Annotated in this window: 21 protein-coding genes; 8 read left to right on the forward strand and 13 right to left on the reverse strand. The window is 53.2% G+C overall.

Annotated elements, in window-relative coordinates; genetic code table 11:
• The first annotated feature begins 3 nt into the window (after nucleotides 1–3).
• From btuC to selO, 6 genes are all read left to right on the forward strand, one after another.
• Entirely contained in the window at nucleotides 4–984 is a 981-nt protein-coding gene (gene btuC, locus OGX91_RS03170) for a vitamin B12 ABC transporter permease BtuC (protein ID WP_040233703.1), read from the forward strand.
• A 74-nt stretch (nucleotides 985–1058) separates the two neighbouring features.
• Entirely contained in the window at nucleotides 1059–1610 is a 552-nt protein-coding gene (locus tag OGX91_RS03175) for a glutathione peroxidase (RefSeq protein ID WP_286625420.1), read from the forward strand.
• On the forward strand, nucleotides 1610–2359 hold the full coding sequence (btuD, locus tag OGX91_RS03180) for a vitamin B12 ABC transporter ATP-binding protein BtuD (RefSeq protein WP_040233705.1): 750 nt from the start codon (nucleotides 1610–1612) through the stop codon (nucleotides 2357–2359). Before OGX91_RS03175 ends, btuD begins: the two co-directional genes overlap by 1 nt.
• A gap of 77 nt (nucleotides 2360–2436) precedes the next feature.
• Entirely contained in the window at nucleotides 2437–2901 is a 465-nt protein-coding gene (locus OGX91_RS03185; protein WP_005120307.1) for an NlpC/P60 family protein, read from the forward strand.
• 316 nt (nucleotides 2902–3217) lie between these two features.
• A complete protein-coding gene (locus OGX91_RS03190) occupies nucleotides 3218–3928 on the forward strand; it encodes an EAL domain-containing protein (RefSeq protein ID WP_005120306.1) in 711 nt (236 codons plus the stop codon).
• Nucleotides 3929–3992: 64 nt separating this feature from the next.
• A complete protein-coding gene (gene selO, locus OGX91_RS03195) occupies nucleotides 3993–5435 on the forward strand; it encodes a protein adenylyltransferase SelO (RefSeq protein WP_286625422.1) in 1443 nt (480 codons plus the stop codon).
• On the opposite strand, the gene OGX91_RS03200 is transcribed toward selO, so the two are convergent.
• From OGX91_RS03200 to ppsR, 8 genes are all read right to left on the reverse strand, one after another.
• A complete protein-coding gene (locus OGX91_RS03200; RefSeq protein WP_149691620.1) occupies nucleotides 5432–6211 on the reverse strand; it encodes a heme ABC transporter ATP-binding protein in 780 nt (259 codons plus the stop codon). The genes selO and OGX91_RS03200 overlap by 4 nt on opposite strands.
• The gene (locus OGX91_RS03205; RefSeq protein WP_040233711.1) at nucleotides 6204–7196 is read right to left on the reverse strand and encodes a FecCD family ABC transporter permease; all 993 of its coding nucleotides are present in this window, start codon (nucleotides 7194–7196) and stop codon (nucleotides 6204–6206) included. The genes OGX91_RS03200 and OGX91_RS03205 overlap by 8 nt, the downstream gene beginning before the upstream one ends.
• Nucleotides 7196–8017: a heme/hemin ABC transporter substrate-binding protein gene (locus OGX91_RS03210; RefSeq protein ID WP_005120300.1), complete on the reverse strand. Its 822-nt coding sequence runs from the start codon at nucleotides 8015–8017 to the stop codon at nucleotides 7196–7198. Before OGX91_RS03210 ends, OGX91_RS03205 begins: the two co-directional genes overlap by 1 nt.
• Nucleotides 8014–9045 carry a hematinate-forming heme oxygenase ChuS gene (gene chuS, locus OGX91_RS03215; RefSeq protein WP_155020977.1) on the reverse strand — a complete coding sequence of 344 codons (1032 nt, stop codon included), beginning with the start codon at nucleotides 9043–9045 and terminating at the stop codon, nucleotides 8014–8016. Before chuS ends, OGX91_RS03210 begins: the two co-directional genes overlap by 4 nt.
• A 47-nt stretch (nucleotides 9046–9092) precedes the next feature.
• Entirely contained in the window at nucleotides 9093–11078 is a 1986-nt protein-coding gene (locus tag OGX91_RS03220) for a TonB-dependent hemoglobin/transferrin/lactoferrin family receptor (RefSeq protein ID WP_005120295.1), read from the reverse strand.
• Between the two features lie 74 nt (nucleotides 11079–11152).
• On the reverse strand, nucleotides 11153–11341 hold the full coding sequence (gene hemP, locus OGX91_RS03225) for a hemin uptake protein HemP (RefSeq protein WP_040233716.1): 189 nt from the start codon (nucleotides 11339–11341) through the stop codon (nucleotides 11153–11155).
• Nucleotides 11342–11550: 209 nt separating this feature from the next.
• Nucleotides 11551–12597, reverse strand: a complete 1047-nt coding sequence (gene aroH, locus OGX91_RS03230) for a 3-deoxy-7-phosphoheptulonate synthase AroH (protein ID WP_286625426.1) — start codon at nucleotides 12595–12597, stop codon at nucleotides 11551–11553.
• Nucleotides 12598–12723: 126 nt separating this feature from the next.
• Nucleotides 12724–13557 carry a posphoenolpyruvate synthetase regulatory kinase/phosphorylase PpsR gene (gene ppsR, locus OGX91_RS03235; protein ID WP_003030553.1) on the reverse strand — a complete coding sequence of 278 codons (834 nt, stop codon included), beginning with the start codon at nucleotides 13555–13557 and terminating at the stop codon, nucleotides 12724–12726.
• Between the two features lie 329 nt (nucleotides 13558–13886).
• On the opposite strand from ppsR, the gene ppsA reads away from it, so the two are divergent.
• Nucleotides 13887–16265: a phosphoenolpyruvate synthase gene (ppsA, locus tag OGX91_RS03240; RefSeq protein ID WP_005120283.1), complete on the forward strand. Its 2379-nt coding sequence runs from the start codon at nucleotides 13887–13889 to the stop codon at nucleotides 16263–16265.
• Nucleotides 16266–16332: 67 nt separating this feature from the next.
• Here ppsA and fadK read toward each other — a convergent pair whose 3' ends face one another.
• The 5 genes from fadK to OGX91_RS03265 form a co-directional block, all read right to left on the reverse strand.
• Nucleotides 16333–17970: a medium-chain fatty-acid--CoA ligase gene (gene fadK, locus OGX91_RS03245; RefSeq protein ID WP_155020978.1), complete on the reverse strand. Its 1638-nt coding sequence runs from the start codon at nucleotides 17968–17970 to the stop codon at nucleotides 16333–16335.
• Nucleotides 17971–18051: 81 nt separating this feature from the next.
• Nucleotides 18052–18345: a ferredoxin family protein gene (locus OGX91_RS03250; RefSeq protein WP_005120280.1), complete on the reverse strand. Its 294-nt coding sequence runs from the start codon at nucleotides 18343–18345 to the stop codon at nucleotides 18052–18054.
• Nucleotides 18342–19631 (reverse strand): FAD-dependent oxidoreductase, encoded by a 1290-nt coding sequence (locus OGX91_RS03255; RefSeq protein ID WP_286625429.1) that lies wholly within the window; start codon nucleotides 19629–19631, stop codon nucleotides 18342–18344. Before OGX91_RS03255 ends, OGX91_RS03250 begins: the two co-directional genes overlap by 4 nt.
• A 57-nt stretch (nucleotides 19632–19688) precedes the next feature.
• Nucleotides 19689–20624, reverse strand: a complete 936-nt coding sequence (locus OGX91_RS03260; RefSeq protein WP_286625430.1) for an electron transfer flavoprotein subunit alpha — start codon at nucleotides 20622–20624, stop codon at nucleotides 19689–19691.
• A 21-nt stretch (nucleotides 20625–20645) separates the two neighbouring features.
• Nucleotides 20646–21410 (reverse strand): electron transfer flavoprotein, encoded by a 765-nt coding sequence (locus OGX91_RS03265; protein WP_286625431.1) that lies wholly within the window; start codon nucleotides 21408–21410, stop codon nucleotides 20646–20648.
• A 299-nt stretch (nucleotides 21411–21709) separates the two neighbouring features.
• Here OGX91_RS03265 and OGX91_RS03270 point away from each other — a divergent pair.
• Nucleotides 21710–22407, forward strand: a protein-coding gene (locus tag OGX91_RS03270) for an IS1-like element IS1A family transposase (protein WP_103215986.1) whose coding sequence is annotated in 2 segments (ribosomal slippage) — nucleotides 21710–21959 and nucleotides 21959–22407 — 699 coding nt in all. Because the reading frame shifts where the segments join, the coding sequence is not laid out codon by codon here.
• Nucleotides 22408–22422: the final 15 nt, after the last annotated feature.

Below are 22422 nucleotides of genomic sequence, written 5' to 3' on the forward strand. Positions count from 1 at the left end.
AACATGCTGACTTTCGCCCATCAACAGCAGCGACGAAACGTGCGCTGGATACTGTTTCTGTCAGTGCTGATGCTGCTGGCAACAATGATAAGTTTATGCGCAGGAGAACAGTGGATTGCTCCCGGAGATTGGTTTAGCGCTCGCGGCGATCTGTTCGTCTGGCAAATTCGACTTCCCCGTACACTTGCCGTATTGCTGGTAGGCGCCGCACTGGCCCTGGCTGGCGCGGTGATGCAGGCGCTGTTTGAAAACCCGCTCGCGGAGCCTGGCTTACTCGGCGTGTCTAATGGCGCGGGGGTAGGGCTAATTGCGGCTGTGCTGTTGGGGCAAGGGCAATTTCCCGGCTGGACATTGGGCCTATGCGCCATTGCTGGCGCGCTGATTATCACCCTCATTCTTCTTCGTTTTGCCCGTCGACATTTATCGACCAGTCGTTTGCTGTTGGCCGGCGTGGCGCTGGGGATTATCTGCAGCGCTCTGATGACCTGGGCTATCTATTTTTCCTCCTCTTTTGATCTTCGACAGTTGATGTACTGGATGATGGGGGGCTTCAGTGGCGTAGACTGGCATCAGGCCTGGCTCATGGTCGCGTTGCTCCCCGTATTGCTGTGGATTTGTTGCCAGTCACAGCCGATGAATATGCTGGCGCTGGGGGAAACCTCCGCGCGCCAACTGGGGCTGCCCTTATGGTTCTGGCGCAATCTGCTGGTGGTTGCCACAGGATGGATGGTTGGCGTAAGTGTTGCGCTGGCAGGGGCAATTGGTTTTATCGGGCTGGTAATCCCCCATATTCTGCGACTGTGTGGATTAACCGATCACCGCGTTTTACTCCCCGGGTGTGCGTTGGCGGGGGCAATTGCGTTACTGTTTGCTGATGTCGTCGCACGTCTGGTACTGGCATCGGCTGAATTACCCATTGGCGTGGTGACGGCCACGATGGGCGCACCGGTATTTATCTGGTTATTGTTAAAAGCTGCGCGCTAGAAAGTGCAGGTTCGGTCTATGCTTAAAAGCTGAACAGGGTCATTCCACTATTCACCTGTTGTTCTGGAGATGCTATGCAAAACACGCTTTTTAATACGGAAGTGACAACCATCGACGGCGAGGCGACCTCATTGCAGGCGTATGCCGGAAATGTACTGTTAATTGTCAACGTAGCCTCAAAATGTGGGTTAACGCCGCAGTATGAGCAACTGGAAAACCTGCAGAAAGCCTGGCATGGGCAGGGGTTCACCGTTCTGGGATTCCCCTGCAACCAGTTTCTGGGGCAGGAGCCTGGCAGTGAAGACGAGATTAAGACGTATTGCAGCACAACCTGGGGCGTTACCTTCCCGATGTTCAGTAAGATTGATGTCAATGGCGAAGCCCGCCATCCGTTGTATCAGAAGCTGATTGATGCGGCACCTACTGCGGTTGCACCTGCAGATAGCGGATTTTATGCGCGTATGGCGAGTAAAGGCCGGGCTCCGCTCTACCCGGACGATATTCTGTGGAACTTCGAGAAGTTCTTGGTCGGTAGGGATGGACAGGTGCTGAAGCGTTATTCACCTGATATGACGCCTGAGAACCCGATTCTTGTACATGCTATAAAGACTGCATTGGCCAACTAATGTCCCGATTAATGCTGCTACAGGATGTTGCGGAATCGACCCGACTCGGCCCGCTATCTGGTGAAATTAAAGCAGGAGAGATCCTGCATTTAGTGGGCCCCAACGGCGCGGGGAAAAGTACGTTATTGGCGCGAATGGCGGGACTGACCACCGGCGAGGGGAGCATCACCTTTGGTGATACACCGCTCGGTGACTGGCCGGCAGCGAAGCTGGCGCAATATCGGGCTTATCTTGCGCAACAGCAAAATCCGCCATTTGCGATGCCGGTCTGGCATTTTCTGACGCTACATCAGCCTGATAAAGCGCGAACAGACCTGCTGCAGGAGGTGGCTGATGCGCTTGGGCTGAGAGATAAACTAGGACGTGGTGTTAATCAGCTTTCAGGGGGGGAATGGCAACGTGTGCGTTTGGCGGCCGTCATCCTGCAAATGAGTCCGCAGTCTAATCCGCATGGGCAGCTTTTGTTGCTGGATGAGCCGATGAATAGTCTGGACGTGGCGCAACAAAACGCGCTGGACAGATTGTTGAGCCAGCTGTGTCTGCAGGGAATCGCCATTGTGATGAGCAGTCATGATCTTAACCATACGTTACGCCATGCGCACAAGGTGTGGTTGCTCAAGCGCGGAAAGCTACTGGCGAGCGGTGCGCGTGATGGGGTGCTGACGCCAGCCAATCTGTCGTTGGCCTACGGTGTAAATTTCCGTCGCCTGGATATTGAAGGCCACAGAATGCTCATATCAACCACTTAAGTTAAATGGGTTCTTGAAAATCACATAATTTCCACGCTAAATTGACACAAAAATAAAAATCAGAGGATTCGTCCTGAATGCGCTTTTGGCTCCTTTTCATCACAGCATTGTTTTTGGCGGGGTGCAGCAGCCATCGTGCTCCTGCGCCGAATGCCCGACTGTCAGACTCTATCGCCGTTATCGCGGGTCTTAACGATCAGTTGCAAACCTGGCATGGTACTCCCTATCGCTATGGCGGCATGAGCCGTAGCGGGGTGGATTGTTCGGGATTTGTGTTGATGACAATGCGTGACCAATTCGATCTGCAATTACCGCGCGACACGCGTACTCAATCAAAGATTGGTACTGAGATCGATAAAGATGATTTGCTACCCGGTGATCTGGTTTTCTTTAAAACGGGTTCCGGTGAAAGTGGTCTGCATGTCGGAATTTACGATACCAATAATCAATTTATCCATGCTTCAACCAGTCGTGGAGTGATGCGTTCTTCGCTGGATAACGTCTACTGGCGTAAAAACTTTTGGCAGGCGCGCCGAATTTAATCATTACGGGTGACGGGATTGGCTCGCAGCTTTCTCGTCATCCACATTTTAAATGTCAACTTTCACTTCTGCTGTTTGTTGGTCTATAACCCTGAACATTAAGAGCGTATCTTGCTAAAAATATGATTTATTCCGAGATATTAAAAAGTGCAAGGCTGGATATTCGTTTATAATCAGGATAAGCTAAAAAAAAAGGATTCGATTTACTGGCTAAAAAGGGAAAAATGAAAGGGCCTCTATTTGTATCAGCAGCAACGTATTTTTCCATCCTTTGCTACAGGATGCCGGATTACACCCATGCAGAGGGGCTGGCACAATGATTGTTTCACTGGATTATCTTTATCATTCAGAGTTCTCTTTTCTTCCTGCACGAAGTGAAAAAGGTGACCTTGAGTACGTCGATATTGTTACAAACTTTGTCAGCCCGGATGGTAACGTACGCATGCCAACAGAGCTGGTTATGCCCCGGATGTCAGACGAAGAGCAATGCCGCTTATTTGCCGAGAAGCTGGAATTAATCGAAACGTGCCAACACTTTTTTATTCAACGCAAAATTCCGGCCTGGATTAATTTAACGCCAGCGGTCGCTAATACTTTATTATCAGACGCTGAATATGCTTCACGTGTTGAACGATTTTCATTTATTGAACTGACGATTAATGAAAGTTATCCAGAGTTAAACAGTGGCAAAGAAAATCCCACACTGGCGGCTCTGGCTGCGCGATTCCCATTAATACTGACAAACTACGGTGCCGGGGGCATATCCACGCGGGCAATTTTTGATGGTCTTTTTAAACGGGTCGTGCTGGATAAAAACTTTGTTCAACAACGGATTACACATATTTCGTTTGAGCCGTTTATGCGGGCTATTCTGGCGCAATTATCTCCCTGCTGCGAATCAATCATCATTAGCGGTATTGATACACAAGAGATGCTGACGCGGGTATTACCTTTGGGATTCAGCGCGATGCAAGGGGGACTGTGGCCGGCGGTATCACCGGCAAAGATTATTTCACTGGTAAAATGATAACCCTTTTATTTGCTGGTGTTTAACAGGCTATTAACAGTCTACACTAGAGACAGGAGGCTCTATGACCCTGTCTTTTACTACTCGCTGGCGTGATGAATTACCAGCAACCTATACCGCTCTTTCGCCCACCCCTCTGAAAAACGCGCGCATCATCTGGCATAACGATGCTCTGGCTGCGCACCTGGGTATTCCAGCTGCACTGTTTGATGTTTCTGGTGGGGCAGGCGTATGGGGGGGCGAATCGCTATTACCTGGGATGTCGCCTTTGGCACAAGTCTACAGCGGGCATCAGTTCGGTGTCTGGGCTGGGCAGCTCGGCGATGGACGAGGGATTCTGCTGGGTGAGCAATTGCTTGCAGATGGCACAACCCTTGACTGGCATCTGAAAGGCGCTGGATTAACGCCTTATTCCCGCATGGGGGATGGGCGCGCTGTGCTGCGCTCGACGATTAGAGAGAGTCTGGCCAGTGAAGCCATGCATTATTTGGGGATACCTACAACCCGGGCCTTGTCGATTGTCACCAGTGAGACTCCGGTGCAGCGAGAGACCACTGAAGCAGGCGCGATGCTCATTCGCCTGGCACAAAGCCATATGCGTTTTGGTCATTTTGAGCACTTTTATTATCGTCGTGAACCGGAAAAAGTACGGCAGCTTGCTGACTTTGCGATCCGTCATTACTGGCCACAATGGCAGGAAGAGGCGGATAAGTATCAGTTGTGGTTTACGGATGTTGTTACGCGCACCGCGACGTTAATGGCCGACTGGCAAGCCGTAGGCTTTGCGCATGGGGTGATGAACACGGACAACATGTCGATTCTTGGCCTGACAATGGATTATGGTCCCTTCGGTTTCCTTGATGATTACGTGCCAGATTTTATCTGCAATCACTCCGATCATCAGGGGCGCTATAGTTTTGATAATCAGCCTGCTGCGGCTTTGTGGAACCTACAACGTCTGGCGCAGACGCTGTCGCCATTCATCCCGGTTGATATGCTCAATGCTGCGCTGGACGGTTATCAACAGGCCTTGCTAACCCGCTATGGGCAACGAATGCGGCAAAAACTGGGTTTCTTTAGTGAGCAGAAAAACGATAACGAAATCCTTAGCGAACTGTTTAGCCTGATGGCGCGGGAAGGTAGCGACTACACGCGAACATTCCGCATGCTCAGCCAGACAGAGCAACACAGCACCTTGTCCCCACTACGCGATGAGTTTATTGACCGCGCGGCATTTGACGACTGGTTCACTCGTTACCGCACGCGCCTGCAACAAGACAATGTGGCTGACGTTGTCAGACAAGCGCAGATGAAGACGGCAAATCCGGCTATGGTGCTACGTAACTGGCTGGCGCAGCGGGCAATAAGCCAGGCAGAGCAGGGTGATTATACCGAACTACATCGGTTACACGCTGCGTTACGTACGCCGTTTATCGATCGGGATGATGATTATATCAGCCGTCCGCCTGACTGGGGTAAACGGCTGGAGGTAAGTTGTTCCAGCTAAGGTGCGAGAAAAACTTGTGGGGATGCGTTGGCCGGGTGTTGACCAACGTGAACCTGAGCACCGTACCAGTGCTGCAGGTCATCGGCCTGTAACACAGCCTCCGGCGTTCCCTGCGACACCAGCCTACCGTTGTGCAGCAGCACTATTCTGTCTGCCCACAATGCGGCGAGGTTCAGATCGTGAAGCACAATACACACATGTAGCTCTTGTGAAGCGGTGAGCGTCTTCAGCAGGCGCAACAAATGCTGCTGGTGATAAAGATCCAGCGCAGAAGTAGGCTCATCAAGGAATAACCAGCCGCGAGGCGCACCGTCGCACCAAAGTTGCGCCAGCGCACGGGCCAACTGTACGCGCTGTTGCTCGCCGCCGGAAAGCGCAGCGTATTGCCGACCCGTCAACGGTGTGCATCCGGTCATTTCCATCACCTGAGCGATGAGTCGCGGCTCCGGGCGCTGGGTCCAGGGCGCGCGGCCCATCGCGATGACGGCCTCTATCGGCCAGTCAAATCCCAGCTGTGTTTGCTGGCGCATCACTGCCCGATGCCGCGACAGGGTCTGGGTAGACCATTCATCCAGCGGTTTGCCTGCCAGCACGCAGCGTCCGCTCGTCGGTTGCAGAAAGCCGGTCAACAGACGTAGCAGGGTGGATTTTCCTGCACCATTCGGCCCGATTAACGCGACCAGTTCACCTTTAGCGAGTTTGAGCGATACGTCGTCAATTACTGAGCGATCAGCAAGGCGATAGTGAAGTCCTTCGGCAATAAAATGTTCAGCCATGCGCTCCTCGCTGACGAAAAATAAGCCATAAAAACCATGGCGCACCGAGAATACTGGTCAGCAGACCAACGGGCATTTCCGCAGGCGCAACTGCGGTGCGGGCGAGAGTGTCGGCAATCAGTAGTAAAAATGCGCCAGCCAGAACAGAACCGGGGATCACGGCCCGATGGTCTGATCCGAGCCACATACGCATTAAATGTGGAACAACCAAACCGATGAACCCAATGACTCCGCTGACCGCTACAGCAGCGGCCACGAGTAATGCGCTGCACAACAACAAAATACGTTGGATCATCCGAACATCAACGCCGAGATAATGCGCCTCCTCCTCACCCAGTTGTAGCAGGTTCAGCGCCGGAGCCAGACGCCAGATGATCAGCACCGTCGGGATAGTCAGTGACGTGACAGCCAGTAGCGTGGACCACTGCGCGGCTCCCAGACTTCCCATCCCCCACAACGACAACTGGCGCAATTGCGCATCATTACTGACCCACGACAAAACGCCAACCGCCGCTCCGCAGAGCGCATTAATAGCAATACCGACCAGTAACAGACGTGAGAGCGAACCGTCGCGCTGTTGGCTGAGGATAAAAATCACCACGGTGGCAGCCAGTGCACCGAGAAATGCCGCCATCATTGGCGCATACAGCATGAGTAACGCGGGTAATGAGACTGGTAACACCACCCACAGGGCGACGGCGCAGGCCGCACCGCTGCTAATACCCAGTAGCCCTGGGTCGGCAAGCGGGTTGCGAAACAATCCCTGCATTACGCAACCTGCCAGTGCCAGTGAGCCGCCGATCACCAGCGCCAGCAAAACGCGAGGTAGCCGAATGGTGAGCCAGATTTGACGTAGTGCCTCATCGCCATCACGCCAGAGCAGACTTACCGGCAGGCGCAATGCGCCAAAACCGGTAGCCAGAACCGTCAGTACAACCAACATCAATGCCAACATCCACAACGAACAGGTGATCCGCCGGGACATCAGGGCAATTGCTCCGCTTTGGCGCGTAGCTGCAAAATGGCCTGTGGCGTACGAACGCTAAAGCCCAGTAATGCCATATCATCAATCTGCAGTACCTGCTTATTGCGCCCGGCAGGCGTTTGCGCAAGTCCCGGTAGCGCCCACAGGTTATCTTCGCCACCCATCGCCTTAACGCCATCTTGTGAAATCACGATGAGATCGGGCTGGCTGGCAATGACGCCTTCTTGTGATAACGGCTGGTAGCGGCTAAAACCCTGCATTGCGTTACGTAAGCCGGCTGCGCGAATAGCGGCATCAGCGCCCGTTTCCTGCCCTGCGGCCATTGCGCTCATTCCACCATGATTGAGAATAAACAGAACGCGTTTGTTAAGTCCGGATGACGGCAATGCTGCCAGTTCCTGACGTAAGCGGGTGCGCAGCGTTTCGCCCTCATCCTCCCGATGGGTTGCTTCGGCGATGACGCGGATTTTTTCATCAATCACGTTGAGATCGTTGCTTGCCGGGATCGTGACAACTCTGACATGGCTCTGCTCAACCTGTTTTAGCGCCAGAGAAGGCTGCGCTTGTGCGCTGGCTAGCACCAGAGTAGGGCGGGTAGCCAGGATACCTTCGGCGTTGAGTTGGCGCAAATAGCCCACGTCTGGCAATGCGGTTGCCGCTTCCGGCCACTGGCTGGTGCTGTCACGTGCCACGAGGGATGATTGCGCATCCAGCGCATACACAATTTCGGTGACGTCGCCACCGAGAGCCACAACGCGTTCTTCGTCAGCAGCCAGCGCTGCGATGGGCAGCAGCGCAATCAGGACCAGCAGTTTTTTCATGCGGCCAGTCCTTTTGGCGTTAAGGCATCGATCTGCGCTCGCCATTGCGTCTGCTCCGGTTCACCTTCCGTACGCTGTCCATAAAGCTGGGCAATTTGCGTGCCATCTGCGGCAAACAACTCCAAGCTGGTGACGTGACCATCGGCGGTCGGTTTGCGCGTTACCCACGTTTCGGCTACGCGCTCTTCCAGCAGATGCAGGGTAAAGGTCGGGTTGAAAATATTCAGCCAGCCTTTCATCGGCACCAGTTTTTCTATCACGCCGGTAAAGATCTGCACGCAGCCGCGATTACCCACGAAGACCATAATTTCATTGCCATCCTGGCGTGCGGTGTCGAGTAGCTGCGCCAGTGCGCTATTAGAAACTTTACAGGCCAGATCGTCGCCCACCAGATTGAATGCCTGTTGGCGGGTAAGATCGTGGCGTTTCAGCAGACCGAAAAACTGGTGTACATCGGTCATCGCTCGCCACTCTTGATCAACGGTCTGCGCATCGGCCGTGATGAGGGCTGGCGCAGAAGTGTTGGTAGGTTGCAGTACCAGTGGCGGGTTTTCAGCGAAGATGAAACGGGTCAGCAACGCAGCCCATTCCTCAACGAGGGTATTTTGTGTGGTATAGACTTTCAGCAGCGCATCCCCTTGATGGTCAAAGAACTGAATGCTCTGACGCTCGCCGTGGGCTGTGGTCTCACTGATATGAAAGGCGCTTGCCCACTGATTAAGGAACAGGCGCAGGTCGAGGGCGCGCGGATTAAGAACCAGTCCGGCATGACCGTTCAGGTGCTGATTGGTAAAAGCGCCAACCTGTTCATGCACCGCATATTCGTTGCGGCAAATGCATTTGGTTTCGCCTACGGCTTCCAGTGCGCCGAGGATTTCGCGGACTTCGCCACGTAAGCGCCAGGCGTCATGGCCGACGCGCGCAAAGGTCAGTTCGGCTTCGCTAATATTCATCAATCCTGCAATGTCGCGTGCGTATTTGCCGGGATTTTCATTCTTCAGTTCCAGCCAGCGTGTGTAATGATTCATTGTCTCTTCCTTCCAGATTGCTACCCCGGCGAACCGGGGAAAAGTGATTACCACTGATAACTCACGAAAATTTTGCCATTGCGACCATCCTGCGGAATGCCCTGCGGCGACCAGTACTCTTTGTCGAAGGCGTTGCCCAGTACCAGCGTGGTGGTCATACCTTTCAGCGCTTGTTGACCCTGATAGCTCACGTAGAAATCGTTTACCGCATAGCCGGGCTGTTTAGCGTAGCTGCTGCTGATATGCGTGGAGCGGTCAGCAAATGTCCCGATCCAGCCCACGGAGAATCCGCTGTGTGCCACGGGTATGTTCAGTTTGCTGGTGACGGTATCCGGGTTAATGCTGGAAATGTATTCGCCGGTGTCGGTATCTTTGCCTCGTGTACGGTTGTAGGCCATGTCTAAACTGAACAGATCGGCGGAGTACTTCGCCATCACGTCCCAGCCCCAGATTTTGGCGTTGGGGACGTTATAGGACATGGTTGTCGCGGCGGCAAAATCGACGCTGGTGGAGATGTAATCTTTCGCTTTGGTGTCGAAATAACTGGCTTTAAATTCGAGCGCATCGCTCGCCATCAGCAGATCGTCGAAGCGCAGGCCAAATCCGTATTCCTGCGTTTCGTTGGTTTCCGGACGCAGGTTAGGGTTGGGTACCCAATAGTTAGTGTAAAAACGGCCGATGGAGAAGTGTTTTGCATCGTTATACATCTCGCCCATGGTCGGCGCACGGAAGGCCTGAGCGTATGAACCGAACAGCATCAGCCAGTCGGCCGGCGTGACGGTCATTCCTGCGCGGGACGACCATTTGTCGGCATCGACATCCGCGTAACCATCGCTGCTACCGCGATATGAGTCATAGCGTGTACCACCCAGCAATGTTACTGGCAGATCTCGCAGGGTGATTTCATCCTGTAGCCAGCCGGAGCTGAAATCAATTTTTGCCTCAGGGAAGCCGGTCGTCGCGCCACCGGGGCGTTGTTCCTGGCGATAGTACTCACCACCGTAAGTTAACAGGTGAGAAGCAAAGGAGTCGCTAAACAACCGGCTGCGATTATCAATTTTTCCGCCTTTGGTCGTTTGTTTGCGAAACTCATTAGTCGCATCCGGATTCTGGGCATTAATGCGCGCCTCGGACCAGTATATGCGAGCATCAGCGTTCAGCCAGTCATTGTCCGCAGGGGCGAGCGTGTAGGTCAACTGTGCGTCTCGCTGGATCGTTGAGCGATCGGTCATCGGGTTGCTGGTGGCATCTGCCGCGCTGGTTTGTGGGTTCTTAGGTTCACGGGCGTCATTGTTGTAGTAGCGCAACGAGCCTGCCAGCGTCTGGGCGCTGTCAATTTTCCAACTGCCTTTCGCCAGCATATTGTTGATCGCTTCATCGTTTGGCGCTGTAGTACCGTCGCTCTGGCGCAAATCACCGCGATCGCGACTCGACCATGCAAGCAGTCCGTCCAGCGTATCGGTGCGCCCAAATGCGCTGGCGCCCATACCGAGGCTGTGATCGCCGGTTGCCGCAGTACCGAACACGCGGTAACCGCTGTTTTGTCCGGCTTCCAGCAGATCTTTGGCATCCGCAGTGTCATAGGCGATCACGCCGCCCAGCGCGCCGCTGCCATACAGCAGAGCAGAAGGGCCGCGCACGACTTCGATGCGTTTGATTAGCGCCGGGTCGAGGAAGGTACTGTTCAGGTGTCCGGTGTCGGTTCCCTGACGTACGCCGTCTACCAGCACCAGAACGCCGCGGCGGTCATAGCCGCGCAGATTAACGTCCTGACCGTTGGTTCGTCCCGTACCGTCAAGGGTAAGTCCAGGCACTTTACGTAACAGATCTGCCGCTGAGCTGGCAGTCTGGTTTTCCGGCGCAGTGGCATCAATCACGCTGACCATCATCGGCGCTTCAAAGGCACTGCGGGCATTGCCGGTGGCGGTGACGGTCATATCTTCGACCGCCGCATATGCGAAAGTGGGCAGGCTACTGACAATCGCCAGCGCCAATAGCGAGGGACGCAGGGATGCAGTGTGCAGGTATGGCATAGCAACTCTCCATTAGGAAATCGAAAAGCGCTGGCTGCCTGGGTATCACCTGGGTGGCTGGCGAAAGGTGTTGTTTATTTGGTCAGAATGAGTTTTCCGGCTTGGGTCTGGCGCAGCAAGTAGTGCTGACCATCATGTTCTATGATCACTCGTCCTTCATTTCCCAGCAGGCTTTTACTGTCAATCCGACGTTCGTCAGGCGTGACAGAAGGGTGTGTTTTTTCTTTTGCAGGCGTTGCTGTAGTGTTATCCATACGTGACATAGTGTTTAAAAATAACAATCAATGTAACAATGATAATCATTATCAATAAACTGAGAATTTGCATCAAGCCTTTTTGTGAAATAATTGTGACGGGATCAAATTTGCGGGATTGCGCTGCATTAAAAAAGCCCGGTCACATTACGCTGACCGGGCCTGGATGGGCACGAACCGTAGGTCGGGTCAGGCGAAACCGCCGCCCGGGCATGATTTTAGAATCGACTGTCTACCGCCGCGGCGAGTTTTTCGACCAGCAGTTCCGTATCTTCCCAGTTCAGGCAGGGATCGGTGATTGACTGACCATAAACCAGTGGCTGGCCGCTGACGATTTTTTGCGTACCTTCGCGTAAGAAACTTTCCGCCATGATCCCGGCTATTGCCGTCGAACCATTGCGAATCTGCTGACAGACGTCATCGCACACTTCTAACTGACGGCGATGTTGCTTCTGGCAATTGCCATGGCTGAAATCCACCACCAGCTGCTCCGGCAGAGAGAATTCGTGCAGCGTATCGCAGGCAGCGGCAATATCTTCGGCAGAGTAGTTCGGCTTTTTACCACCGCGCATGATGATATGACCATAAGGGTTGCCGCTGGTCTGATAGATAGTCATCTGCCCGGTTTTATCCGGTGAGAGGAACATGTGGCTGGCGCGTGACGCGCGAATAGCATCGACGGCGATACGTGTATTGCCATCTGTCCCGTTTTTGAACCCGACAGGGCAGGAGAGCGCGGAAGCCATTTCACGGTGAATTTGGCTCTCTGTGGTGCGTGCGCCAATTGCGCCCCAACTGATCAGATCAGCAATAAACTGACCTGTCACCATATCGAGGAATTCAGTGGCCGTCGGTACACCCAGTTCGTTGACCTGTAACAGCAGTTTACGTGCCAGCTCAATACCATGATTTACACGATAGCTGCCATTCAAATCCGGGTCGGAAATGAGGCCTTTCCAGCCCACGACGGTACGCGGTTTTTCAAAATAGGTACGCATCACGATTTCCAGACGTGCCTGGTGTTTAGTGCGCAGTGCCTGCAAACGCGTGGCGTATTCCATGGCGGCATCGAGATCGTGAATCGAGCATGGTCCAACGATGACCAGCAAGCGAGGATCTTCACCATTCAAGATTTTTTCTATCCGACGTCGGGAATCCGTAACATGGCGGGCGACGGAGGACGAAACAGGATGCCGTTGCGCAAGCTCTGCTGGAGTGACCAGGTTGTCAATACGCGCAGTACGGAGTTCATCGGTTCTGTTCATTACTTATCTCAGAAATTTGTTGCTTCAACGGCAGGACTACCGGGAAGTGATGTACATCACAATATCACACTCATCCTGCCTGGTGGCGAGCATAATAACAAAAAATCGAACCAATGCACTAGCGTTCTAGTACATACGGCGATTCAGCCCCATGATGTCGAGGATCTTGGTGGCAATTTCTTCTACTGAATAATTGGTACTGTTCAACCACGGAATTTGATTTTTCCGGTACAGCGCCTCTACTTCGGCAACTTCCATTCGGCACTGGCGCAGCGAAGCGTAGCGACTGTTTTCACGGCGCTCTTCGCGGATCGCCGCCAGGCGCTCAGGGTCGATGGTCAGGCCGAATAATTTATGCTGCAACGGCTTCAGAGAGGCGGGCAGCACCAGATTATCCATATCATCGGCAATAAAGGGGTAGTTAGCGGCCCGGATACCAAACTGCATTGCCAGGTATAAGCTGGTAGGCGTTTTTCCGCAGCGGGAAACGCCAAGCAGGATCACCTGCGCCTGATCAAGGTTGCGCAACGAGATACCGTCGTCATGCGCGAGGGTATAATCAATGGCGGCAATACGCGCATCGTACTTGTTGAGGTTGCCAGGATTCAGGCCGTGCGTGCGATGCGCGATCGGTGTGGGGTCGAGTTTCATCTCATGTTGCAGCGGGGCGACCAGTGCCTGGACGATGTCCTGGCAAAAACCCTCACTTTGTAAAATGATCGAGCGAATTTCCGGCAATACGATGGAGTAGAACACCAGAGGACGCACACCCGTTTGTTGATAAATGGCATCAATCTGGTCTTTAACCGCACGAGCACGGCTCTCATTTTCCACAAACGGCAGCGTAATGCTGCTGATCGTGACCGGAAATTGTGACATTACCGCGTGACCCAATACCTCTGCGGTGATGGCTGTGCCATCAGAAATATAAAATACATGACGATCAACAGCATTATCCATTTTGCGCATCCTGGGGGCAGACATAATTCTCTGAAAGCATAAATTAAAATTCGTCAGAAGCGAATATTGCTGCATCACTTTTATAAAGTGAAACAGTATTTTTATATTTAATGAAAAGTACATTTCATTTTTCGGAACAAATGTTTATACCGACTGATTTTGTGGTGATCCCGTGCCGTTCGCGGGTTTGCGCAAATGCGGAAAGAATCTGAAAAAATAAAAAATAAAGTTGCTTGAACGATTCACCGTTTTTTTCGCTGGAGTAAATATGCCAAGATAATTACGCTAAATTGAGTTTCCTAACCTCGTTCATATATAAGGATTGTTCGATGTCCAACAATGGCTCGTCACCGCTGGTGCTTTGGTATAACCAACTCGGCATGAATGATGTAGACAGAGTTGGGGGCAAAAATGCCTCCCTGGGTGAAATGATTACTAACCTTTCAGGTATGGGCGTATCCGTACCGAATGGTTTTGCAACGACCGCCGATGCGTTTAACCAGTTCCTGGACCAAAGCGGCGTAAACCAGCGCATTTATGAGCTGCTGGATAAAACGGATATTGACGATGTCACCGAGCTTGCAAAAGCCGGCGCGCAGATCCGCCAGTGGATTATCGACACTCCTTTCCAGCCTGAACTGGAAAATGCCGTCCGCGATGCCTACGCGCAGCTGTCAGCGGACGATGCCAATGCTTCTTTTGCCGTGCGTTCCTCCGCTACCGCAGAAGATATGCCAGATGCGTCATTCGCGGGCCAGCAGGAAACTTTCCTCAACGTCCAGGGGTTTGATGCGGTACTGGTCGCTGTCAAACACGTATTTGCCTCGCTGTTTAACGATCGTGCGATTTCTTATCGTGTCCATCAGGGCTATGACCATCGTGGTGTGGCGCTCTCTGCGGGTGTGCAGCGGATGGTGCGCTCTGACCTGGCGTCTTCCGGCGTCATGTTCTCCATTGATACCGAATCCGGCTTCGATCAGGTGGTGTTTATCACCTCCGCGTGGGGGCTGGGTGAGATGGTGGTGCAGGGGGCAGTGAACCCGGATGAATTCTACGTGCACAAACCGACCCTGGCGGCCAACCGTCCGTCAATCGTGCGTCGTACAATGGGCTCTAAGAAAATCCGCATGGTTTATGCGCCGACTCAGGAGCATGGCAAGCAGGTTACCATTGAAGACGTTCCGCAGGCGCAACGTGACATTTTCTCACTGAGCAACGAGGAAGTGCAGGAGCTGGCGAAGCAGGCGGTGCAAATCGAGAAGCACTACGGTCGTCCGATGGACATCGAATGGGCTAAAGACGGTCATACCGGCAAGCTGTTCATTGTACAGGCTCGTCCGGAAACCGTACGTTCTCGCGGCCAGGTGATGGAGCGTTATACGCTGCATGCGCAGGGTAAAATTATTGCTGAAGGTCGCGCCATCGGTCACCGCATCGGGGCTGGCCCGGTAAAAGTCATTCATGACATCAGCGAAATGAACCGTATCGAGCCAGGCGATGTGCTGGTTACCGACATGACCGACCCGGACTGGGAACCGATCATGAAAAAAGCGGCGGCGATCGTCACCAACCGCGGCGGTCGTACCTGTCATGCGGCGATTATTGCCCGTGAACTGGGAATTCCGGCGGTTGTTGGCTGTGGCGATGCGACCGAACGCATGAAAGACGGCGAGAAAGTCACAGTCTCCTGTGCGGAAGGCGACACCGGCTACGTGTATGCCGACATGCTGGACTTCAGCGTGAAGAGCTCCAGCGTGGAAACCATGCCGGATCTGCCGTTGAAGGTGATGATGAACGTCGGTAACCCGGATCGAGCTTTTGACTTCGCTTGTCTGCCAAACGAAGGTGTCGGCCTGGCGCGTCTCGAATTTATTATCAACCGTATGATTGGCGTGCACCCACGTGCACTGCTGGAATTCGATGATCAAACGCCGGAACTGCAAAACGAAATCCGCGCGATGATGAAAGGGTTTGATTCACCGCGTGAATTCTACGTGGGTCGTCTGACGGAAGGGATTGCGACGCTGGGTGCGGCGTTTTATCCAAAGCGCGTCATCGTGCGCATGTCGGACTTTAAGTCCAACGAATATGCCAACCTCGTCGGCGGTGAGCGTTATGAACCGCATGAAGAGAACCCGATGTTGGGCTTCCGTGGTGCGGGGCGCTATGTTGCGGATAGCTTCCGTGACTGTTTTGCGCTGGAATGTGATGCCGTAAAACGCGTCCGTAACGACATGGGGCTGACTAACGTGGAAGTAATGGTACCGTTTGTTCGTACCGTTGCCCAGGCGAAAGCGGTCGTGGAAGAGCTGGCACGTCAGGGGCTGAAGCGCGGCGAGAACGGGCTGAAGGTAATCATGATGTGTGAGATCCCATCCAACGCCTTGCTGGCTGAACAGTTCCTCGAATATTTCGACGGCTTCTCTATCGGGTCTAACGACATGACACAGCTGGCGTTGGGGCTGGACCGTGACTCTGGTGTGGTTTCTGAACTGTTTGATGAGCGTAACGACGCGGTGAAAGCGCTGCTGTCGATGGCGATTCGTGCAGCCAAGAAACAGGGCAAATACGTGGGTATTTGCGGTCAGGGCCCATCTGACCATGAAGACTTTGCGGCCTGGCTGATGGAAGAGGGGATCGACAGCCTGTCGCTGAACCCGGACACTGTCGTACAGACCTGGCTAAGTCTGGCTGAACTGAACAAGTAACATCATGCCTTATCCGGCCTATTCAACGTAGGCCGGATAAGATGCGCTAGCGTCGCCATCCGGCACTTTATCCTGCAACACTCTCCGCGCTCAAACGCTGAATAATATCCTGACGCAGTTGGTATTTTTGTACTTTACCGGACGCTGTGCGCGGTAATTTCTCCACAATCACAATGTGCTCAGGGTATTTGTACTTTGCCACCCGCTTGCGACTAAAAAAGGCTACCACTGACTCCAGTGACAGCGAATGGTGCGGCGGTTTTAGCACCACATAGGCACATGACCTTTCACCTAAGCGTACGTCTGGCATCGCGACAACGCAGGCATCGTGAATGCGGGGGTGCTGCAATAAAATATCCTCAACTTCGCGGCTGCTGATGTTTTCTCCACCGCGGACAATGATATCTTTTTTCCGTCCGGTGATTTTGATGTACCCCGCATCGTCCATCCGGCACAAATCGCCGCTGTAATACCAGCCGTCATTATCCAGCGCACGGGCGGTGAGTTCAGGTTCATCAAGGTAGCCCATAAAAACATTGGGCCCGCGGGATGCCTCTTCTCCTTCCATACCCGCAGGCAACGTGTTACGTGCCTCATCGACGACTTTAATTTCCACGCCGGCTGCGGCATATCCGTCGGTGTTCATCATGCGGGAAAGCGAATCATCCAGATTGACCACCGCGTGCGGCGAGCTTTCTGTTGAGCCATAGACGCTTAACAATTTAATGCCGCGCTGCTGACAATCGCGGGCTATTTTTTTCGGAATAGTGGTGCCGCCGCATAAGAAAAAGCGTAACGACGAGAGATCGTAGGGATGTTTTTCCACGCTACACAGCATGTCATAGACGAACGGTGTGGCGCCGAGTACGCAGGTACAGCGCTGTTGTACCAGCAATTCGAGACAGGCGGCTGGGGTGAAAATATCTAACAATACGCTGCGTGCGCCAATTAAAAACGGTGCGGTCACGCCATGTAAAAAACCGGTAGCATGGCCAAGTGGCGCGGGCATTAAAAATACATCCAGCCAGGTGAGATTAAGACGGGCACAATAGGCGCGTTCACTGGCCAGGATGTTGTTGTGGGTCAGCATTACCCCTTTGGGCATCCCCTCTGTTCCGGAGGTAAACAGCACCGCAGCCAGCTCATCGGCATGCACACTAATTGGCCGGGTTAATGGTGGTGATAAAAGAAGCTGGCTGAGTGGCAATGAGTCTGTCGCGGGTGCCAGCTTATCGACGGCAACAATCTGTTGCAGATGCGGCAGCTGGTTTTGCAAGGGCAGGATCAGATCTACCGGCCGGGTTTGTTTAAACAGCGTAGGTGCGAAGAAAATCTTTGCCTGGCATTTGTTCAGTACCCATACCAGCTCGGCTTCGCGCCAGGCAGGAAGTAGTGGTACGGAAACAGCCCCGGTTTTCAGACAGGCCAGGTAGATAAGGGTAAATTCACACCAGCCGGGCAGTTGAAAGGCGACGCGGTCACCTGGCTGGATTCCGCAGGCTAACAACCAGGTCGCCAGACGGCTGGCTGCACTGTCGAGCACGGCGTAGGTGTATGAATCGCCGTGATTATCGACCACAGCGATTTTATCCGGCATCGCCTGGGCGGTTTGGCTCCAGTAATCACCCAGCGATGCATCCCCCCAAAACCCTTGTTGTCGATAAGCTTCCCGACGTTCGGCATTAAACGTTAATGTGACACTCATGAGTTATTCCCTGGATAATTTCGGTACACGTCCTGCCGGATAACAGAAGTGCTGTCTCCGGCGTACAACAGGCGATACGTGTTAGCCGTAACGGAAATCCACACCAAATGTCCCAGCCGGGTATTCCCATTGTTCGAGGATAGTGGAACCGCACAGCACCCGGCAGGTACCACATTCCAGGCAGCCTGCGGAATCAAAATGAATATTTCCACTTTCGTCCTGTTTATACAGTCCAGCGGGGCAGGCATTCAGCAGTTTGCGAAATTCTGTCATGTCAGGATGTTCGGCAAGGATGATGTGCGGATGCCCCTCATCGACATTGAATTTGTTAACGCCCAGTTTGACGTCAACATTTACGGTGTTGTCCTGACTCATAGTGCGGTTGCTCCCTTGATGCCGTCTTTCAGTAAATTTATCAGCCCAATCTGCTTCGCGTGGGATAAAATTGTCTTGCGAATTGGCTGGTTTGGACTGCCATCAACGGTGAACATATCGCTCATGATATCGACCACCATACGGGGATACTGGGTGAACAGGCGTGGGTTTTCCATCAACGCGGGGATCTTACGGAAATGCTGTAAATCACGCATCACACAACCCTGTGCAAGGGTGCGTTTGTAGTCCATCAGGCTGTTGGCTGAATAATCCTGGCGTTCTTTTGCCGCAATGGCCGTCTGTGCTGCGGCTTCTGCGGAGGCTATCGCCAAATCCATGCCACGCACGGTGTAGCCCAGGTTCAGACAAAAACCGGCGGCATCGCCGACGATCATCACCCCGTCATCAACCAGCTTCGGTACCATCGCCAGGCCGCCTTCCGGCACCATGTGCGCGGAATACTCCAGCAATTCACCGTCGGCGATCAGTGGGCGAATAGTGGGGTGCTGTTTAAAATCTTCCAGCATTTGCGGAATGCTTTTTGTCGCATGCCCGATATCGCCCAGACCACATACCAGTCCCAGAGAAACGGAGTCTTTGTTGGTGTACAGGAAACCTCCGCCCATCAGGCCATTAGATGGCGAACCGGCAAACAACCAGGCGGCACCTTCATTTCCTGATAAATTAAAACGATCTGCAATGACTGCTGGCGGCAGGCCGATCAGTTCTTTCACGCCAACGGCATAATGATGTGCTGAAGAGGGCGGTACCATTCCCAGTGAACGTCCCAGCATGGAATTGACACCATCAGCAAGGATAACGATATTGGCCTCCAGGATATCGTCACCCGCCTGCACGCCAGTGACTTTGTTGCCTTCCCGGATCAGGGAATCGACGCGAACGCCCGGAATAAACTGAGCCCCGGCCTGTTCAGCTTTTTCCATCAACCAGGGATCGAGTCTGTTGCGCAATACGGTATAGGAGTCCTGCGCTGGGGTATTTTCTTTTTCACGATGGAAATCGAGGGTGACAGCACTTTCTTCAGTCAGGAAAGAGATTTTTTCGCGGGTCACTTTCCGTTCGACAGGGGCCTCCTCTGCAAAGCCGGGCATAATGTGCTCCAGGCTATGCGTGTAGAGTCGTCCTCCGGTCATGTTTTTGCTGCCAGCACTGTTTCCGCGCTCAATAACCAGCACGTCCAGCCCAGCCTTGGCCATCACGTAACCTGCTACCGCACCCGCCACGCCAGCACCGACCACAATGGCATCAAATTTTTCATCTGACATGTTCTTTGCTCCTTTCCCGCCGCGAATGCAGCGGGATATGTGCGTTAAATGTGGCCGTTAGCGACTGAGCTGTTCGATAAGGGTCGGGACGACTTTGTAAATGTCACCAACCAGACCGTAATCGGCGTAGTTGAAGATCGGGGCTTTTTTATCTTTATTGATGGCGACGATGATCTTCGCGCCGTTCCCGCCGACCATATGTTGAATTTGCCCTGAGATGCCCAGTGTCAGGTACAAATCTGATTTCAATAGCACCCCGGAAACGCCAATATAGCGTTCGCGCTCCATCCAGTTTTCACCTTCGGCAATAGGGCGTGAACAACCCACTTCGGCACCCAGAACGGCGGCAAGATTGCGTACCATCTGCAGATCGCTCTCGGCCACCAGGCCACGACCGACGCCAACCACACGTTTAGCTTTGCTGAGATCCACGCTGCTGAGGGATTTGGCCCGACGTTCCTGGCAAACAATCTCATGAAGTGGCGTGATATACGGTGCTGAGACGACAGGGCAAGTGTGCGCAGGATGGGCTTCTACTGGTTCAAACATGCCAGGGGCAAGCGTGATAATCGCCAGCGCGCTATTCAGCTTTTCTTTACCGAATGCCAGGCCGCCATACATACGGTGTTCTGCAAACAGCGCACCTGCATCGAGAGTGACCGATGTGGCGTCGTTTACCATCGCCGCATTGAGTTGCATGCTTAACCGCGCGCCCAGTGATTTTGCGCGTTTAGACGCAGGCATCAGCAACAGGCCGGTGTGCGCTTGCAGTAAGGCTGAGACAGTCTCGGCGTAGTTTTCAACACGCTGCAGTCCACTGGCGTGTTCGAGCACGATGATGTCATCGGCACCCAGCGCTTTCAGCTGATCGGCCTGTTCGTTGCCCTGCACAATAAGGTGTACCTGCTCGCCCCACTGGCGGGCACCGGTCATTAATTCCTCATAGCGTTCTACGTTATCGCTAAACACCCATACGTTGGCTAATTTACTCATGATGATTGTTCTCCGTTGGGCTTAGTTCAGGGCTTTTTTCAGATGTTCGGCCAGTTCGGCAATGGCTTCTGCTGAGTCATTTTCCAGAATGATGTGCTTACGTTCGGTCTGTGGTGGAACGCTAAGGCTGACTAATTCCGCCAGCGGTGACGCTGGCGTCCAGCCAATATCGCTGGCCTGCCAGTGGGTGACGGTTTTTTTGCCGGCACCAAGAATGGCTTTCATTGACGGAATCCGCGGTGTATTGATATCTGAGGTTACGCACAGCACGGCGGGGAGCGGCAGTTCAATCACTTCAACTTCGTCTTCCAGTGTACGTTCAACCACAATGCGCTCGCCGTTACGTTGGATGTGGCTTACCGCGTTAATCACGGGAAGCTGCAGGAGCTCACCAACCAGTAAACCGACCTGTTGTGCGTAGACATCGCCGGACCCTTCCCCGAACAGCATCAGATCGAATTCAATTTTTTTAGCCGCACAAGCCAGTGCCTGGGCGGTATCGCGCGACAGCGCGTGCTCCAGCTGTGGATCCTGCACCATAAACAGGCTATCCGGACCGCGGGACAGCACGTCTTTACGTACTTTAGAGTTTTGCAACAAGGAGCCGCCCACCGTTAAGGCGACAATCTCATCGCCTTCAGCGGTAAGTTGTGTGGCGGCTTCAATCGCATTCAGATCAAATTGACTGATTTTGGCATCGGCCCGATCAAAGTTAAGCGAGCGCTCTGGGGTAACAACAATGTCCTGTTCTTCAGGCACCAACTTAAAGCAGGTTATTATTTTCATGGCATCTCCAGTGAGTCACGTTCGGATGATGACGGTGCGCGTCATTATCGGCAGTAGGGAAAATTTGACTGAAAATAGTGTGCGGCAGAGTGGAGCCTGTTTTCGACGGGGCAATCTGTTTTCATTCCCAATAATCTTGCAGAAAAATATGCAACGGAGATGCGGGGGTTCTAAGCGAGGGGTAAAGATTGTGTACGCGAGATTACACAGTGAAAACAGTAAATGAGGGTGTAATTGAGAAACGGGTGATGCTGCCAACTTACTGATTTAGTGTATGATGGTGTTTTTGAGGTGCTCCAGTGGCTTCTGTTTCTATCAGCTGTCCCTCCTGTTCAGCTACTGACGGGGTGGTGCGTAACGGCAAAAGCACTGCCGGACATCAGCGCTATCTCTGCTCTCACTGCCGTAAAACATGGCAACTGCAGTTCACTTACACCGCTTCTCAACCCGGTACGCACCAGAAAATCATTGATATGGCCATGAATGGTGTTGGATGCCGGGCAACCGCCCGCATTATGGGCGTTGGCCTCAACACGATTTTACGTCACTTAAAAAACTCAGGCCGCAGTCGGTAACCTCGCGCATACAGCCGGGCAGTGACGTCATCGTCTGCGCGGAAATGGACGAACAGTGGGGCTATGTCGGGGCTAAATCGCGCCAGCGCTGGCTGTTTTACGCGTATGACAGGCTCCGGAAGACGGTTGTTGCGCACGTATTCGGTGAACGCACTATGGCGACGCTGGGGCGTCTTATGAGCCTGCTGTCACCCTTTGACGTGGTGATATGGATGACGGATGGCTGGCCGCTGTATGAATCCCGCCTGAAGGGAAAGCTGCACGTAATCAGCAAGCGATATACGCAGCGAATTGAGCGGCATAACCTGAATCTGAGGCAGCACCTGGCACGGCTGGGACGGAAGTCGCTGTCGTTCTCAAAATCGGTGGAGCTGCATGACAAAGTCATCGGGCATTATCTGAACATAAAACACTATCAATAAGTTGGAGTCATTACC

Origin of the sequence: Citrobacter sp. Cpa228 (assembly GCF_030333085.1) — a bacterium.
In the GTDB taxonomy this organism is placed as follows: Bacteria; Pseudomonadota; Gammaproteobacteria; order Enterobacterales; family Enterobacteriaceae; genus Citrobacter; species Citrobacter pasteurii.

What these genes read in the sequence shown, in the direction of transcription:
- OGX91_RS03220 (WP_005120295.1), bottom strand. Translation starts at nt 11,078, where the DNA reads ATGCCATACCTGCACACTGCATCCCTGCGTCCCTCGCTATTGGCGCTG.
- btuD (WP_040233705.1), top strand. Translation starts at nt 1,610, where the DNA reads ATGTCCCGATTAATGCTGCTACAGGATGTTGCGGAATCGACCCGACTC.
- OGX91_RS03185 (WP_005120307.1), top strand. Translation starts at nt 2,437, where the DNA reads ATGCGCTTTTGGCTCCTTTTCATCACAGCATTGTTTTTGGCGGGGTGC.
- fadK (WP_155020978.1), bottom strand. Translation starts at nt 17,970, where the DNA reads ATGAGTGTCACATTAACGTTTAATGCCGAACGTCGGGAAGCTTATCGA.
- OGX91_RS03250 (WP_005120280.1), bottom strand. Translation starts at nt 18,345, where the DNA reads ATGAGTCAGGACAACACCGTAAATGTTGACGTCAAACTGGGCGTTAAC.
- ppsR (WP_003030553.1), bottom strand. Translation starts at nt 13,557, where the DNA reads ATGGATAATGCTGTTGATCGTCATGTATTTTATATTTCTGATGGCACA.
- OGX91_RS03175 (WP_286625420.1), top strand. Translation starts at nt 1,059, where the DNA reads ATGCAAAACACGCTTTTTAATACGGAAGTGACAACCATCGACGGCGAG.
- OGX91_RS03190 (WP_005120306.1), top strand. Translation starts at nt 3,218, where the DNA reads ATGATTGTTTCACTGGATTATCTTTATCATTCAGAGTTCTCTTTTCTT.
- OGX91_RS03205 (WP_040233711.1), bottom strand. Translation starts at nt 7,196, where the DNA reads ATGTCCCGGCGGATCACCTGTTCGTTGTGGATGTTGGCATTGATGTTG.
- OGX91_RS03255 (WP_286625429.1), bottom strand. Translation starts at nt 19,631, where the DNA reads ATGTCAGATGAAAAATTTGATGCCATTGTGGTCGGTGCTGGCGTGGCG.
- OGX91_RS03210 (WP_005120300.1), bottom strand. Translation starts at nt 8,017, where the DNA reads ATGAAAAAACTGCTGGTCCTGATTGCGCTGCTGCCCATCGCAGCGCTG.
- selO (WP_286625422.1), top strand. Translation starts at nt 3,993, where the DNA reads ATGACCCTGTCTTTTACTACTCGCTGGCGTGATGAATTACCAGCAACC.
- aroH (WP_286625426.1), bottom strand. Translation starts at nt 12,597, where the DNA reads ATGAACAGAACCGATGAACTCCGTACTGCGCGTATTGACAACCTGGTC.
- OGX91_RS03260 (WP_286625430.1), bottom strand. Translation starts at nt 20,624, where the DNA reads ATGAGTAAATTAGCCAACGTATGGGTGTTTAGCGATAACGTAGAACGC.
- btuC (WP_040233703.1), top strand. Translation starts at nt 4, where the DNA reads ATGCTGACTTTCGCCCATCAACAGCAGCGACGAAACGTGCGCTGGATA.
- OGX91_RS03200 (WP_149691620.1), bottom strand. Translation starts at nt 6,211, where the DNA reads ATGGCTGAACATTTTATTGCCGAAGGACTTCACTATCGCCTTGCTGAT.
- chuS (WP_155020977.1), bottom strand. Translation starts at nt 9,045, where the DNA reads ATGAATCATTACACACGCTGGCTGGAACTGAAGAATGAAAATCCCGGC.
- ppsA (WP_005120283.1), top strand. Translation starts at nt 13,887, where the DNA reads ATGTCCAACAATGGCTCGTCACCGCTGGTGCTTTGGTATAACCAACTC.
- OGX91_RS03265 (WP_286625431.1), bottom strand. Translation starts at nt 21,410, where the DNA reads ATGAAAATAATAACCTGCTTTAAGTTGGTGCCTGAAGAACAGGACATT.
- hemP (WP_040233716.1), bottom strand. Translation starts at nt 11,341, where the DNA reads ATGTCACGTATGGATAACACTACAGCAACGCCTGCAAAAGAAAAAACA.